General features: G+C 67.2%; 17 protein-coding genes. 1 reads left to right on the top strand and 16 read right to left on the bottom strand.

All coding sequences use genetic code 11. The features are described 5' to 3' along the window. Positions 1-19: 19 nt before the first annotated feature. Positions 20-694, top strand: a complete 675-nt coding sequence (locus AC3FKG_RS08430) for a histidine phosphatase family protein (protein WP_488742848.1) — start codon at positions 20-22, stop codon at positions 692-694. Between the two features lie 27 nt (positions 695-721). Here the strand turns inward: AC3FKG_RS08430 and AC3FKG_RS08425 are convergent, their stop codons facing one another. The 16 genes from AC3FKG_RS08425 to AC3FKG_RS08350 all read right to left on the bottom strand — a co-directional run bounded on the left by AC3FKG_RS08425 (position 722) and on the right by AC3FKG_RS08350 (position 14955). Continuing rightward, positions 722-1459 carry a queuosine precursor transporter gene (locus AC3FKG_RS08425; protein ID WP_488742847.1) on the bottom strand — a complete coding sequence of 246 codons (738 nt, stop codon included), beginning with the start codon at positions 1457-1459 and terminating at the stop codon, positions 722-724. A gap of 169 nt (positions 1460-1628) precedes the next feature. Then, a complete protein-coding gene (locus AC3FKG_RS08420; protein ID WP_483710456.1) occupies positions 1629-2213 on the bottom strand; it encodes a BPSL1445 family SYLF domain-containing lipoprotein in 585 nt (194 codons plus the stop codon). 44 nt (positions 2214-2257) lie between these two features. Further along, positions 2258-2851, bottom strand: coding sequence for a hypothetical protein (locus AC3FKG_RS08415; protein WP_483710457.1), 594 nt, complete (start codon positions 2849-2851; stop codon positions 2258-2260). Positions 2852-3070: 219 nt separating this feature from the next. Beyond that, a complete protein-coding gene (gene ruvB, locus AC3FKG_RS08410) occupies positions 3071-4123 on the bottom strand; it encodes a Holliday junction branch migration DNA helicase RuvB (protein ID WP_483710458.1) in 1053 nt (350 codons plus the stop codon). 34 nt (positions 4124-4157) lie between these two features. After that, the gene (gene ruvA, locus AC3FKG_RS08405) at positions 4158-4739 is read right to left on the bottom strand and encodes a Holliday junction branch migration protein RuvA (RefSeq protein WP_483710459.1); all 582 of its coding nucleotides are present in this window, start codon (positions 4737-4739) and stop codon (positions 4158-4160) included. 118 nt (positions 4740-4857) lie between these two features. Beyond that, complete coding sequence (locus AC3FKG_RS08400) at positions 4858-6015, bottom strand: glycerophosphodiester phosphodiesterase (protein ID WP_483710460.1); 1158 nt, start codon at positions 6013-6015, stop codon at positions 4858-4860. A gap of 81 nt (positions 6016-6096) precedes the next feature. Further along, entirely contained in the window at positions 6097-6642 is a 546-nt protein-coding gene (gene ruvC, locus AC3FKG_RS08395) for a crossover junction endodeoxyribonuclease RuvC (RefSeq protein ID WP_483710461.1), read from the bottom strand. Positions 6643-6847: 205 nt separating this feature from the next. Next, entirely contained in the window at positions 6848-8419 is a 1572-nt protein-coding gene (purH, locus tag AC3FKG_RS08390; RefSeq protein WP_483710462.1) for a bifunctional phosphoribosylaminoimidazolecarboxamide formyltransferase/IMP cyclohydrolase, read from the bottom strand. Between the two features lie 22 nt (positions 8420-8441). Next, the gene (locus tag AC3FKG_RS08385; protein WP_211948844.1) at positions 8442-8675 is read right to left on the bottom strand and encodes a Fis family transcriptional regulator; all 234 of its coding nucleotides are present in this window, start codon (positions 8673-8675) and stop codon (positions 8442-8444) included. Then, positions 8672-9742: a tRNA dihydrouridine synthase DusB gene (dusB, locus tag AC3FKG_RS08380; protein WP_488742846.1), complete on the bottom strand. Its 1071-nt coding sequence runs from the start codon at positions 9740-9742 to the stop codon at positions 8672-8674. The genes AC3FKG_RS08385 and dusB overlap by 4 nt, the downstream gene beginning before the upstream one ends. Before the next feature lie 294 nt (positions 9743-10036). Further along, positions 10037-11275 carry a UbiH/UbiF/VisC/COQ6 family ubiquinone biosynthesis hydroxylase gene (locus AC3FKG_RS08375; protein ID WP_483710464.1) on the bottom strand — a complete coding sequence of 413 codons (1239 nt, stop codon included), beginning with the start codon at positions 11273-11275 and terminating at the stop codon, positions 10037-10039. After that, the gene (locus tag AC3FKG_RS08370) at positions 11256-11732 is read right to left on the bottom strand and encodes a hypothetical protein (protein ID WP_483710465.1); all 477 of its coding nucleotides are present in this window, start codon (positions 11730-11732) and stop codon (positions 11256-11258) included. Before AC3FKG_RS08370 ends, AC3FKG_RS08375 begins: the two co-directional genes overlap by 20 nt. Continuing rightward, entirely contained in the window at positions 11729-13123 is a 1395-nt protein-coding gene (locus tag AC3FKG_RS08365) for an aminopeptidase P N-terminal domain-containing protein (protein ID WP_483710466.1), read from the bottom strand. Before AC3FKG_RS08365 ends, AC3FKG_RS08370 begins: the two co-directional genes overlap by 4 nt. Before the next feature lie 79 nt (positions 13124-13202). Beyond that, positions 13203-13946 (bottom strand): N-acetylmuramate alpha-1-phosphate uridylyltransferase MurU, encoded by a 744-nt coding sequence (gene murU, locus AC3FKG_RS08360; protein WP_488742845.1) that lies wholly within the window; start codon positions 13944-13946, stop codon positions 13203-13205. Then, complete coding sequence (locus AC3FKG_RS08355) at positions 13943-14266, bottom strand: AzlD domain-containing protein (protein WP_211948850.1); 324 nt, start codon at positions 14264-14266, stop codon at positions 13943-13945. The genes murU and AC3FKG_RS08355 overlap by 4 nt, the downstream gene beginning before the upstream one ends. After that, positions 14263-14955, bottom strand: a complete 693-nt coding sequence (locus AC3FKG_RS08350) for an AzlC family ABC transporter permease (protein ID WP_488742964.1) — start codon at positions 14953-14955, stop codon at positions 14263-14265. Before AC3FKG_RS08350 ends, AC3FKG_RS08355 begins: the two co-directional genes overlap by 4 nt. Positions 14956-15006 lie beyond the last annotated feature (51 nt).

The raw sequence follows: 15006 nt of genomic DNA, 5'->3' as shown, positions 1-15006 counted from the left end.
GGAAATGCAAGGAAAGGGCATGTTGCAAAGCTCCGGGCCGCATTCGCTGGCCTACACGCACCTGATTGTGATCCGTCATGGCGAGACGGCCTGGAACCGCGAGCGCCGGCTGCAGGGCCAGCTCGACATCCCGCTCAACGAGACCGGTGAAGCCCAGGCGCGGGCGCTCGCCGCGGCGCTGTCAGGCGAGCCGATCGACGCGGTCTACTCCAGCGACCTGGGCCGTGCCATGCGGACCGCTGCGCCCCTGGCCGACGCGCTCGGCCTGCAGGTTCGCTCCGAGCCGCGCCTGCGCGAGCGCAGCTACGGCACCTTGCAGGGCAAGACCTATGCCGAGGTTGCCGAGCAACTGCCCGAGGACTTCGCCCGCTGGCAGGCGCGCGTGCCAGATTACGCGCCGCCTCAGGGCGAGTCGCTGGCGCAGTTTCATGATCGCGCGGTCGAGATCGCGCTGTCGTTGTCGCGTCGTCATCCGGGCGAGCGCATCGCGCTGGTGGCCCACGGCGGCGTGCTCGACTGTCTCTACCGCGAGGCCACCGGCATGACGCTGGAAGCGCCGCGCCAGCATGAACTGCTGAACGCCAGCATCAACCGCCTGCGCAGCGACAGCCATCACCTGACGCTGGCCCAGTGGGGCGACGTGACCCACCTGGAAGCGCTGGCGCTCGATGAAGTGGACCGGCGCGTTCCCTGACGGGACGCCACGGGCAGGCCGCCGGCCTCAGACGCGCAGGCGGAACGGCGTGAAGTTGGTGTTGCGGTCGTACCAGTCCTCGTTCTCGGCGCGCTTGAGGAAGTTCACGACCTTGTACGTGACCGGCGTCATCACGACTTCCCAGCCGGTCTTGAGCACATACTGCGCCACCGCGACCTGGAGCACCTTCTCCAGCGGCCAGATCCCGTAGAACGCAATCACGTAGAACAGGGATGAGTCGACCAGCTCGCCGGCGAGCGTCGAGCCGATGGTGCGGGTCCACAGCCAGCGTCCGCCCGTCCACAGCTTCATCTTGGCCAGCACATAGCTGTTGGCGAAGCTGCCGCAGCAAAAGGCAATCAGCGAACCTAACGCGATGCGCCACGTATTGCCGAACACATCTTCCAGGCTCTTCTGGTAGTCGGCCATGAACGGCGCCACGGGCATGTGCAGCACCACCAGGCTCATGAACGTCGCAAACGCCAGGGCCGCGAAGCCCGCCCACACCACGCGGCGGTCGCGACCATAGCCGTAGACCTCGGTCAGCACGTCGCCAAAGATGTACGAGATCGGGAAGAACAGCACGCCGGCGCCGAAGGTAACCGGCCCCAGCAGTGGGACTGTCACTTGCGCCGCCTTGGCGGCCCCGATCAGGTTGGAGCACAGCAGCACGGTGACGAAGGCCACCATGACGAGATCGTAGTAACGGTAGACGCGCCCGGTATGGGTGGAGGCGGCTGTGGCGGCGGTGGGCAGGGCGGACATCGAGGTTCCCGGTTTGGCGGCGCTTTCCGCGCCTGCGTTTTTTCGGGCGATTATGCCAGCCGGGGACGTGCCTTGCCGTGCAGCAAGAAAAATCCCGGCCGTAGCCGGGATCGTGCGGTAAGTGTACCGGTTCGTGCGGCTATCCAGCCGCGGGTCGGCGCATCCGGGATCAGATATCCAGTTTGGAGATTTTGGCGCCGTTGATCGACGCATCGAACATCAGGCCCGCGTTGGTCTGCACGAAGCCCACCACCGGTTGCTGGCTGGTCAGCGTATCGAGCCGGCCGTCCGCGCCGATCTTGGCCAGTGCCACGTTCGCATCCGCTCCGGCGGTCCAGCCCTTGCTTGCCACAAACTTGTTGTAGGCCTCGGGCGTCATGAACATGATGATGACGGCCTTGGACTGGCCACCTGCGGTCAGGCCAACCGAAGCCTGCGCGGTGCTGTAGTAGCCCACGGTCGAACCGTGCGAGCGCAGGGCTCCTTCGCCGTATTCGCCGCCGACCACCAGGCCCGCCGAGATGACGCGCGGGAACACCAGGATGCCCTGCGCACGGTTGGCGAGTTCGCGAGAGCCGTTGGTTGAGGAATACAGGCGGTTCAGCGCGCCATCCACACCCGCATCGATTTCCTGTCTTTTCGCTGCCGGATCGGACGAGGCCTTGGTGCCTGTCGTCGTGCAGCCAACCGTGAACGCGGTGGCGACGAGCAGCCCCGATCCGGCAACCCGGGTAACAAAATGGCGTCGATTCATAGGTAACCTCCTGGTGGGGTAAAGTACCGCGTCTGGCTTCGGGGTCAATTGGCTGCGGATGCAGCCGGGGCTTTGACCGTGATGGCTACGACTTCACGATAGACGATCTTTGCCATCTGGCCACGCTGGATCTTGCTGAGATCGATGGCAGGATCTTCCACCTTGACTGTGCGCAAGGTTTCGCGCGGGCCCCGGAACGTGACCAGATGCTTGGCCGGATCGACCTTCGTGATCTCCGCCGTCACAGTCGTGGTGATCTCGCGCATGATGCCGGGCTTGCTGCCTTCGGCCGCGCGCGAAGTACGGTCCACCGTTTCCGCCAGCGCGGACGACTTGCTGTCCACCGGTTCCAACGATGCCACCAGCGCCGCGCCACGCGCGATGGTGAGGATGTCGCCCTTGTGGATCTGGCCGAAATTCTTCACTTCGTCGCCGCCCACCAGTTCGACGACGTTGCCGCGCGGGCCTTGTACCAGCACAGCCTTGGTGTTCGGATCGATATCGATGATCTTGCCGCTGACGACGGCCTCCTCGGCAACGCCGACCGGAGCCTGCGGACGCTGGGCGTAGGCGCTGGTGGCGATAAGCATGGCAGCCGCTAACACTGCGACCGGCAGGGAGGACGGACGACGGATCATGGTTTTCCTTGGCGATGGTAAGCGGCCATGCCAATCGGCACGGCTACCGTGGCACCATGGCTGGGGTGCCGTTGAAGCCATTGTGGACAATCGGGCAGGGGCCAGCAATCCACTTCGAAAAAATTTGGGATGCGGGACAAAAAAGTTTAATTGACGACAGGGAGGCGCCGGGCGAGCGCTTGTGGCGGTGCAGCATTCACCGCCGGGAGCCGGTTTTCCTCAGGCGGGCAGCTCGCCGGTGCCGCCGCGGTCGGGCGCGGGAAGGCCGAAGTGGAGGTAGGCCGCCGCCGTGGCGACGCGGCCGCGCGGCGTGCGTTGCAGGTACCCCTGCTGGATCAGATAGGGCTCCAGCACGTCCTCGATGGTGTCGCGTTCTTCGCCGATCGCCGCGGCCAGGTTGTCGACGCCGACGGGGCCGCCGCCGAACTTGTGCAGCACGGCCTCCAGCAGCTTGCGGTCCATCAGGTCGAAGCCCACGCCGTCCACGTCCAGCATGGCCAGCGCGGCATCGGCGATCTCGCGGCTGATGGTGCCATCGCCCTTGACTTCGGCATAGTCGCGCACGCGGCGCAGCAGCCGGTTGGCAATCCGGGGCGTGCCGCGCGCGCGGCGGGCGATTTCCAGCGCGCCCTGCGGGTCGATCCGGGCGCCCAGCAACTGGGCCGAGCGCGTGACGATGCGTGCGAGCTCCTGGGCCGTATAGAACTCCAGCCGCGCCACAATGCCGAAGCGGTCGCGCAGCGGGTTGGTCAGCATGCCGGCGCGGGTGGTGGCGCCGACCAGCGTGAACGGCTGCAGGTCGAGCTTGACCGAGCGCGCCGCCGGGCCTTCGCCGATCATGATGTCGATCTGGTAGTCCTCGAGCGCGGGGTACAGGATTTCCTCGACGACCGGCGAGAGCCGGTGGATTTCGTCGATGAACAGCACGTCGTTGGTTTCGAGGTTGGTCAGCAGCGCGGCCAGGTCGCCCGGTCGTTCGAGCACCGGACCGGAGGTCTGGCGCAGGTTGACGCCCATTTCGCGCGCGATGATATGCGCGAGCGTGGTCTTGCCCAGGCCGGGCGGGCCGAACAGCAGCACGTGGTCCAGCGCCTCGCGGCGGTTGCGCGCCGCGTGCATGAAGATGTCCAGCTGTCCGCGCACCTTCTCCTGGCCGACGTACTCGTCGAGCAGCTTGGGCCGCAACGCGCGCTCGAACGCCTCTTCGTGCGCGGAAGCGGGCGTGGCGGCGATCATGCGGTCGGGGGCGGAGAACTTGTCGGTTTCAATCATGGCTGCGGCGTCAGGTGTCGCGCTATTTTACGCTTCACGCCTTGGACAGGGCCTTCAGCGCCAGCTTGATGCCATCCGAAACGCCCGTGCCGGCAGGCACCTGCTTGATGGCCGCGGCGGCTTCCTTTTCCGAGTAGCCGAGCGCCAGCAGCGCGTTGAGGATATCGACCGCGTTGTCATGCACGGGGGTTGCGCCCGGCGCATGGCCGAGTTCCGCGCCGAGCTTGCCCTTGAGTTCGAGCAGCAGGCGTTCGGCGGTCTTCTTGCCGATGCCCGGCACGCGCGTGAGGCGCCCGGCTTCCTGCAGCGTGATAGCCTGCGCCAGTTCCGGCACGGACATGCCGGACAGCACCGCCAGCGCCATGCGCGCGCCGATGCCGGTGATCTTGATCAGCTCGCGGAACGTGTTGCGCTCGGTCGCCGTGCCGAAGCCGTAGAGCAGGTGCGCGTCCTCGCGCACGATGAGCTGGGTCAGCAGCGTCACCGGCTGGCCGGTCGCGGGCAGGTTGTAGAACGTGCTCATCGGCACATCGATCTCGTAGCCGACACCGTGGCAGTCCACGAGCAGGTGCGGAGGATTTTTCTCGATAAGGGTGCCGGCGATGCGTCCGATCATGGTTTTTGCGTGTGCGTTAGCGTTAGCGGTATGGGCAGGAGCGGGGTCGGTTCAACGGTATTGCGGTATTGCGGTCCTGCGAAAGGCCGCAAGTGTAGCCCAGCGGCGCATCCGCGCCTCACGGGTTCCGGGCGTCGATGGCACGCCGGCCGAGCGCCGGGTCATCGGTGAAGACACCGTCCACGCCGGCAGCGACAAAGGCCTCCACCTCGCGCACCATGCCGGCGGGGCTGCGCGTGGCGGCATCTCCGCCAGTCCGGAAGGCCTTGGGCAGGAAGGCATTCTCGGGCCGGAATGTATAGGGATGCACCAGCAGGCCAGCCGCGTGCGCGTTGCGCACGACGGCGGAAGGCGCGCCCAGGCCGCCTTGCGCATCGCGCGGCACCACGCTGTTCTTCTCGGGGCCGATGCCGTCGGCGTAGGCAGCTACTTCGCGCAGGCCGGTCGGGCTCAGCATGTCGCCATAGGTCCGCGTGTCGCCGGCCAGCCGCCAGTCGGGCGGGGTCTGCTTCGGGTTGCCGATCAGTTGCACCAGCCTGACATTGGGCATGCCATGCCCCAGGGCCTTGCGCACCTCGCGCAGGCTGCCGGCCTCGAAAGACTGGACGAAGACGGGCGCCTCGCGCAGGTATGGCTGGCGGCGCAGCGCTTCGAGGAGTTTGTCTTCAAGCGGCTTGCCGATGCCGCGGAAGTAGCTTGGGTGCTTCAGTTCGGGATACAGGCCGATCTGCCGGCCGGTGCGCAGCGATGCCTGTTGGGCGAGCCGCACGATCTCGTCGAAGGTCGGGATCTCGAACTGGTCGTTGAGGCGGGCATTGTCGGGGCGCAGCTTCGGGATGCGTTCGCGTGCCCGCAGCGTCTTGAGTTCGGCCAGCGTGAAGTCCTCGGTGAACCATCCGCTCAGGCGTTCGCCGTCGATGACTTTGGTGCGTTTCCGGTCGGCAAACTGCGGCATTTCGGCCACGTTGGAGGTGCCGCCGATTTCGTTTTCATGGCGCGCCACGAGAACGCCGTCGCGCGTGATGACGAGATCGGGCTCAATGACATCCGCGCCGTCCTCGATGGCCTTGGCATACGCGGCCAACGTGTGCTCGGGGCGCAGCGCGCTGGCGCCGCGGTGCGCGATGACCAGCGGTTTGCTGGCCGGTGCGGGCGCGGGGATTTCTTTGGCTGCGGCGGTAGGCTTGGGTGCGGAAGGCGTGGGTAGCTTCGTGGCGCAGCCGGCCAGCACGATTGTCGCCAGGGTTGCGGGAAGACAGAATCGGAAGCGGAGCATGGTCGAGGGTTCGTGGCCGCCGCGCGGCAAATGCCCTCGATTGTAAGAGACGGGAGTGTTGGGCTCTTGCCGCGGTATTTGTCAGCCGATCAGCCGCCCGCGACGCACGCGCATGCCCTTGCGGACGAGGTCGGGGGCCAGGCCGGACAGCGTGCCAAGCGTGTCGCCGCCATTGGCGTGGCAGATGGCCACGCCGAGCGCATCGGCGGCGTCGGTGCTCGGACGCCCCGGCAGGCTCAGCAGCCGCATCACCATCTCCTGCACCTGTTCCTTGTTGGCGCGGCCATAGCCGACTACCGCTACCTTGAGTTGCAGGGCGGTGTATTCGAATACCGGCAGGCCTTGCCCCACCAGTCCGCAGATCGCCGCGCCGCGGGCCTGGCCCAGCAGCAAGGTCGACTGGGGGTTGACGTTGACGAACACCTTCTCGATCGCCGCGCAGTCCGGTGCGTAGGTGCGGGCCACCTCGCTGATGCCGTCAAACAAGGTCTTCAGGCGCGCAGGCAGGTCAGTGTCGCCATTGCTCTTGATGGTGCCCGAGGCAATGTAGGAAAGCTTGTTGCCGTGCTTTTCCAGTACGCCGAAGCCGGTTGTGCGGAGGCCGGGGTCGATGCCTAAGATGCGCATTTATTTTTGGGGATGGAGGGGGCGACAGACGTTTTCTTGGTACTTGGATGCGCTGCTGTTTCGCCGGCGTAGCCGGCGGAGCAGCAGCGCCCGCCAAGCACGATACCGCCCTTATTCCCCCAAAACCAGCCAGAAGCAAAAAAGCCCCGAGCCACAGGCAACATCACCCGCGAACCCGGAGCCCTTCGCAAAAGAAGCCGCAGAATCAGTGACGGAAATGCCGAGTACCGGTCAGCACCATCGCAATACCACGTTCATCCGCAGCAGCGATCACTTCGTCATCGCGCATCGAACCACCCGGCTGAATCACGCAAGTCGCGCCGGCGTCCACCACCACATCCAGCCCGTCGCGGAACGGGAAGAACGCATCCGACGCCACAGCCGACCCGGCCAGGGTCAGTCCGGCATTCTGCGCCTTGATGCTGGCGATGCGCGCCGAATCCACGCGGCTCATCTGCCCGGCGCCGACGCCGAGCGTCATGCCGCCGCCGCAGAACACGATGGCGTTCGACTTGACGTACTTGGCCACGCGCCACGCAAACATCAGGTCATCCATTTCCTTGGGGGTCGGATGACGACGCGTCACCACGCGCAGTTCCGACGGCTTGACGTTCTTGGCATCCGGGCCCTGCACCAGCAGACCGCCGCCCACGCGCTTGAAGTCATACTGGTTGACCCCCTTGCCCAGCGGGATCTCGAGCAAACGCACGTTCTGCTTCGGCGCGAACACGGCACGCGCAGCCGCGCTAAATGACGGCGCGATCAGCACTTCGACAAACTGCTTCGCAACGGCCTGCGCCGCAGCTTCGTCGAGTTCCACGTTGAAGGCGATGATGCCGCCGAAGGCCGAGGTCGAGTCGGTCTTGAAAGCCTTGTCATACGCTTCCAGCGCATTCGCGCCGACAGCCACACCACACGGGTTTGCGTGCTTGATGATCACGCAGGCCGGGGTGGCAACGTCGAAGGACTTCACGCATTCCCACGCCGCATCGGCGTCGGCGATGTTGTTGTACGACAGTTCCTTGCCCTGCAGCTGCACGTAGTTGGCCAGCGCGCCATCCACCGCCTTCAGGTCCCGGTAGAACGCGGCGGACTGGTGCGGGTTTTCGCCGTAGCGCATTTCCTGCACCTTGTCGAAGGCCAGGTTCAGCGTCTGCGGATAGGCGCTGCGGCCCTGGTGCGACTTGTCGGTGCCGAGGCTGGTCAGGTAGTTCGTGATCGCGCCATCGTACTGGGCGGTGTGCGCGAATACCTTGGTGGCCAGGCGGAAATTGGTGTCGTAGCCGACCTTGTTGCCATTGCCGCGCATTTCGTCGAGCACCACGGCGTAGTCAACCGGATCGACGATCACGGTCACGTCGCGGTGGTTCTTGGCCGCCGAACGCAGCATGGTCGGGCCGCCGATGTCGATATTCTCGATCGCGTCCGGCAGCGTGCAGTCATCCTTGGCAACGGTCTGCTGGAACGGATACAGGTTCACCACCAGCAGGTCGATTGTCGGGATATTGTGCTCGGCCAGCGCGGCCATGTGCTCGGGCAGGTCGCGGCGCGCCAGGATGCCGCCGTGCACCTTCGGGTGCAGCGTCTTCACGCGGCCGTCGAGCATCTCGGGGAAGCCGGTGTAGTCGGCCACTTCCGTGACGGGCAGGCCGCTGTCGGCCAGCAGCTTGGCGGTACCGCCGGTGGAAAGCAGCGTGACGCCGAGCGCGTTCAGTTCGCGCGCGAATTCGACGATGCCGGTCTTGTCGGAAACGGAAAGGAGAGCTTGCTTGATCATGGCTGTACGAAACGCTTCAAATTCAAATTAAACCGTGCAGCTGCAACTTCTTGCGCAGCGTATTGCGATTGATGCCCAGGTAGGCGGCGGCCAGCGACTGGTTGCGCTCGGCGCGCACCATCACGGCTTCGAGCAGCGGGCGCTCGACGGCCTCCAGCACCATGTTGTACATATTGGACGGCTCTTCGCCATCCAGATCCCGAAAGTAGCTGTCCAGGCTGTCCCGGATGCACTGGTCGATAGCGTTGCGGCTCATGCGGCAAGCAACTCCCCTTTTTTGTTGTTGTTGTCCGTTTCATCTTCCCTCTCGCCCGCACCGGCTTCATCGACATAGACCAGCCGGTCGGACCACTGCGCCTGCTCGTCAAAGAAGGCATTGACCGCGGCAAGCTGTTCGCCTGTGCTCTCCAGCGTGTTCATGCGATGGCGGAACACGTTCGCGCCACGCAGCCCGCGCGTGTACCACGCAATATGCTTGCGCGCGGTACGCACGCCGGTGAACTCGCCATAGAAATCGTAGTGGTCTTCCAGGTGCGTATTCATGATGGCGCGGATCTCGGCCACCTCCGGCGGGGGCAGCAATTCGCCGGTGGCCAGGAAGTGCTCGATCTCGCGGAACAGCCACGGCCGGCCCTGTGCCGCGCGGCCGATCATGATGGCGTCGGCGCCCGTCAGCGCCAGCACCTGCTTTGCCTTCTGCGGTGTCGTGATATCGCCGTTGGCGACCACCGGAATACCGATGGTGGCCTTGACCGCGGCGATGGTCTCGTACTCGGCGTCGCCGTGGTACAGGTCGGCGCGCGTGCGGCCATGGATGGTCAGCATGCTGATGCCCGCGTCTTCCACCATGCGCGCGACGCGCAGGGCGTTGCGGTTCTCGCGGTTCCAGCCGGTGCGGATCTTCAGCGTGACCGGGACGCGATCCCCGACGGCACCGACCACGGCCTCGACGATGCGCACCACCAGCGGCTCGTTCTGCAGCAGCGCGGAGCCCGCGGCCACGTTGCAGACCTTCTTGGCCGGGCAGCCCATGTTGATATCGATGATCTGCGCGCCGCGGTCCACGTTGTAGCGGGCGGCCTCGGCCATCATGGCCGGCTCGGCGCCGGCGATCTGGACCGAGATGGGCTCCACTTCGCCGGCATGGTTGGCCCGGCGCATGGTCTTTTCGCTTTTCCAGAGCTGTGCATTGGACGCCACCATTTCCGACACCGCATAGCCCGCGCCGAGCTGCTTGCACAACTGGCGGAACGGGCGATCCGTCACGCCCGCCATGGGGGCGACGAACAGGTTGTTGCGAAGCTGGTGTGGTCCGATCTGCACGTTGAGGCGGCGATTCCGGTGATTACGGCGGCCACGGCTCCCGGCGGCATGCGCATGGCGCAATGCAAATCGGGTCGGCCCGGCTGCGTGGTTCTGGAGTGAAACGGAAAAACACGCCCGCGCCAAAACGGCTGTCGGCAATCTTCACGGGCATGAGCGAGGGCTGGATTCTAACGCCAAACGACTGCCGCTGCCCAAGAATTGAGCATCAAGACAATAGGTGGCGTCTGAAAACGCTGGACCCGGCTGGGTGAAAAGTGGCGAAAGCCGCATACGCGGCTTTCCCAGGGCCTTTCAGCGGCGCATGCCGAACATCATGTGCCGTGCCAGCGCGTGCTTGAGCGGCGCCAGGCAGGCCAGCGCCGCGAGCGAAGCCCCGCGCGCATGGGCGGCCATCGGGTAGTGGACGCCGAATGCGCGCGGCAACAGGTCGGTCACGCCGATGGTCACCGCCCGGTCCAGGCGGTGGCGCGAGGCGAAGGCCTTCAGCGCGCGCGGCGTGCAGCCCGTGCGCAGCGAGTCGGCCAGCGCGAAGGCATCGCGCAGCCCGAGGTTGAGCCCCTGGCCCGCCACCGGGTGCAGGGTCTGGGCGGCATTGCCCACGGCCGCGATGCGGCCGTCGACCGTGACCGGCGCCGCGTTGAGCCCGAGCGGGAAAGCGTGGCGCTTGCCGGCCAGCGTAAAGCGGCCCAGGCGGTCGCCGAATGCCTCGCCAAGCTCGGCCGCGAAATCGGCGTCGGACAGCGCCAGCCGGCGCGCCGCCTGTTCGGGCGGGCAGCACCAGACCAGCGCGTAGCCGTCGACGCCATGTTCGTCGTAAGGCAGCAGCGCCAGCGGCCCTTCGGTGGTGAATCGCTCCCACGCCCAGCCCGGCCGTGACCGCGAGCAGGCAACGTGCCCGATCACGGCGGTCTGGCCGTAATCGCGATGCCGCGCGCCCTGGCCCCCATGCGCGACCTGCTGGTGGAACAGGCCGCCTTCAGCCTGCACGGCAATGCGCGCGGCAAAGCGCGCCGCCTGCCCGTCGGCCGTCGTGCCGGCAAGGTGCACGGCGCCGGCCATGGCGTCCAGGCCATCGAAGTTCCCGCCGATCAGCGGATCCTGCCGCAGCTCGTCGATGCGGGTCTCGAAGACGCGCAGCAGCCGAGATGCACCGGCCTGCTGGACGGCGCGGCCAAGCGCGCGTTCGAGCACGTTGCACAGTTCGCCGTAGCGCACCACATAGCCCAGCGCCGGTACGCCATAGTCTTCATGGTGGAGCTTCACATGGCCGAGATGGCCGCGTTGCGAAACATGGATATGCTCGATCGCCGTGCCCGCCACCGGCCACGCACCTACCTGCTCCAGCAGTTGCCGGCTGCCATGCGACAGCGCGATGGCGCGCGGGTCGCGCGCCGCCCGCGCCGGCGTGGCCGCATCGATGAGCGTGATGCGCCATTCGGTCGCCAGCAGCAACTGGCAGGCCAGCGCCAGGCCTACCGGCCCGCCGCCGACGATGGCGATGTCCCTGACTTCAGGCTCGGCCTGGGTCATTGCCGGCGCTCCCGTCCGTAGTGAGATCCGGCGCCTGCTCGGGCGCGCCGCGTTTCCAGCAGATCGCGTCGGAGCGCGACTTGCCGGCCTCGGCATCGCGCAGGGCGTTGTCGAGTTTCTGCTGGTTGAAGCCGGGCAGGGCCTGCAGGCGCTCCAGCAGGGCGCTGGCGTTGGCCGCGTCCAGCGGCGCGACGCAGCCCTGGCCGCTGTCGGCGGCGCCCACCAGGATCAGCCAGGCCTTGCCGGCCCAGGGGGCGGCCTTGGAAACCCGCACTACCACGCGTTCGAGCGAATCCCACATGACCTCCTCGCGCTGACCGTCGGGGCGGTGTACCACCACGCGGTCGTCGTAGAGGTTGAGTACGAACGGTTCGTTCGGATCGACGTGGCGTTTCGTGGGCACGTTGTGCGGCGTCCCGGCGCTGCCGGGGAACAGTCGTCGCAGCCATCCGATCATGCTTTGCCTCCGGTAATGCTATTGCGCTCGCGCATCAGGGCCTCGATCTCGTCGGCCTTGACCGGCACGCCGCGCGTGATGATCTCGCAGTCGCCGCCGGTGACCACGGCATCGTCCTCGATGCGGATGCCGACATGCCAGTAGCGTTCCGGCACGTCCTCGGCCGGACGCACGTAGATGCCAGGCTCCACGGTCACGACCATGCCCGGCTCCAGCGGCCGCCACGGGCGTTCGCCGTCAACGGCGGGCGCGGCCGCGCGGTATTCGCCCACGTCGTGCACGTCCATGCCGAGCCAGTGGCCGGTGCGGTGCATATAGAAGCGGCGGTAGCTGCCGCTCGCCAGCACGTCGTCGAGCGTGCCTTCCTTGTTGCGATCCAGCAGGCCGGTATCGAGCATGCCCTGCGCGAGCACGCGCACCGCGGCATCGTGCGGCACGTTATAGGGGACACCCGCGCGCGTCTCGGCAATCGCGGCTTCCTGCGCGGCCACCACGAGGTCGTACAGCTCGCGCTGGGCCGGCGAAAAGCGTCCGGATACGGGGAAGGTGCGGGTGATGTCCGACGCGTAGCCGTCCAGCTCGCAGCCGGCGTCGATCAGGCACAGGTCGCCGTCTCGCAGTTCGGCGGGGCCGGCGCGATAGTGCAGCACGCAGGCGTTGGGCCCGGCCGCGACGATAGAGTTGTAGGCCACGCTCTGCGCGCCGTGGCGGCGGAATTCGTACAGCAGCTCGGCTTCCAGGTGGTACTCGCGCAGGCCGGGGCGGGTCGCCTGCATGGCGCGCACGTGGGCGCCCGCGGAGATCTCGCCGGCGCGGCGCATGGTAGCCAGTTCGCCGGCATCCTTGATCAGCCGCATCTCGTCGAGCAGCGTACGGATGTCCACCGCGACCGATGGCGCCGCGACACCGGCGCGGCCCTGCATGCGCACCGCATCCAGCCAGCGGCGCACCTGCATGTCGGTGCGCGTCGACGCGGCCAGCGGATACGCGAGCTGCGCGCGGTTGGCGAGCAGGCCGGGCAGGATGGCGTCGATCTCTTCGACCGAATGGGCTTCATCGAAGCCGAAGGCCGCGCGTGCGCCGTCGGGGCCGTAACGGAAGCCGTCCCAGATCTCGCGCTCTTCATGCTTCGGGCGGCAAAACAGGATGCTGCGGTCGGCTTCGGTGCCCTGGCCGGCGACCAGCACCAGCACGGAATCGGGCTCGGTGAAGCCGGTCAGGTAATAGAAATAGCTGTCATGCCGGTACGGGTAGTCGCTGTCGCGGTTGCGCATGGCTTCCGGCGCCGTGGGCAGGATGGCCACGCCACCGCCGCCGGCGCGCAAGTGCTGCAGCACGCGCGCGCGACGATCGCGGCAAGACGCCAGGAGGGCTGTATCGGGTGCGGACATAGGATTGCCAACTGGATGGGGGAATGCATCAGATTCTAACGCTGACGGACCTCGGGGCCCGTCAGCGCAGGCAGGCGACTCAGGCGCCGCCTGCGGTGGCCGTGCCGCGCGCGGCGACGGCGTCGTTCAGCGCGGCCAGCTGGGCCGGCGTGCCGACGTTTTCCCAGCGGCCGTCGAAGCGCTCGCCGCTGGCCGCGCCCGCCGCGATGGCGGCGCGATAGCAAGGCGTCATCGCCACCTTGGTGCCGGGGGCGATATCGCGGAACAGGCGCGTGTCATACAGGCCGATGTTGCCGAAGGTCAGGCGCTCGGCTCCCGGCGCCGGGTCAAGCGCCAGCCGGCCGTCGGGCCACAGCGAGAAGTCGCCGGCCGGGTGGAACGGCGGATTGGGCACCATCACCAGATGCATGCGCGGGACCGGCGCACCGGCCATCTCGCGGGCACGCGGCAACAGGGCGCGGAAGTCGTATTCGCAGAAGATATCGCCGGAAACGGCCAGGAAGATCTCGCCGTGCTCCGCCTGAGGCGCCCGCGACAGCAGCGGCAGCGCCTTGGCGATGCCGCCGGCCGTCTCCAGCGCGCTGCCTTCGGCGGAATAGGCGATGCGCGCGCCAAAGCGGCTGCCGTCGCCCAGCGCGGCCTCGATCTGCTCGCCGAGCCAGGCATGGTTGACGACGATGTCGCGCAGCCCGGCGCGCACCAGTGCCTCGATCTTCCAGACGATCAGCGGCTTGCCGCCCACCGGCAGCAGCGGCTTGGGGCAACTATCGGTCAGCGGACGCATGCGGTCGCCGCGGCCGGCGGCGAAGATCATGGCTTTCAAATCAGGGTCTCCATGGCGAGGAGGGCGGCCATGCCGCCGACGATGGTCCAGCCGATGCTGCGCGTGCGCGCCGCGATCACGATCGCGACCAGGCCGGCAACCAGCCTCGCGTTGAGCGGGCTCACGTAGAGTTCGCCGCCGCGCATCAGCAGGTCGGGGGCGATCAGCGCGGACAGCATGGCGGCCGGGACGAACTGGAGCGCGGTGCGGAACCACGCCGGCAGCCGCACGCGGCCTTCGACCGCGATGAACGACAGGCGGATCAGGAAGGTGGCCAGCCCCGCGCCAATGAATACCCACAGCAAGGTCAGCGAGTTCATGCCGGCTCCTTGCCGACGGCGGCGTCCTTGCCGGCCGGACGTTCGCCGGACACGTTGCCACGGCCGAGCAGCAGCATGCCGGCGGCAATGCCGCCAAGTGCGGCGACCATCAGCCCGAGCTTGTGGGGCATGCCGAAGCACGCCACCGCAAGGGCGGTCGCCACCAGCGCCGCGGCGACCTGCGCGCGGTGCTTGAGGCCCGGCACGATGATGCCGATAAAGGTCAGCGGCAGGAAAAAGTCCAGTGGCCAGTCACGCGGCACCTGTGCGCCGACCAGCACGCCGGCCAGCGTCGACACTTGCCAGCTGGCCCACAGCGCGAAACCGCCGCCGAAGTAGAACCAGTGGCGGTAGCGCGCGCGCGGGCCGGTGTCGGCCAGCCGGTGCGTCATGGCGGCAAACGCTTCGTCGGTCAGCAGGTAGGCGATCAGCGCTTTCCAGCGGCGCGGCAGGTGGGCCAGCGTGGGGGCAATGGTGGCGGAGTAGAGCGCATGGCGCAGGTTCACCATGGCGACGGTGACGGCGATCACCAGGGCCGGCGTGCCGGCCGACCACAGTTGCGTCAGGATCATCTGCGAAGCGCCACCGAACACGATGGCGCTCATGGCGCAGGCCAGCCAGGCGGGCATGCCTGCGCCGACCGCCAGCACGCCATAGATCAGGCCGAACGGCACCACGCCCAGCAGCATGGGCGCGAGCGCGCGTACGCCCGCCCACCATTCGCCCGAGCGCGTGATGGC

The organism is Cupriavidus sp. 22TCCZM04-2 (assembly GCF_057798895.1).
The sequence above is the reverse complement of the archived record's forward strand: the minus strand, read 5'-3'. Positions and strand labels throughout refer to the sequence as shown.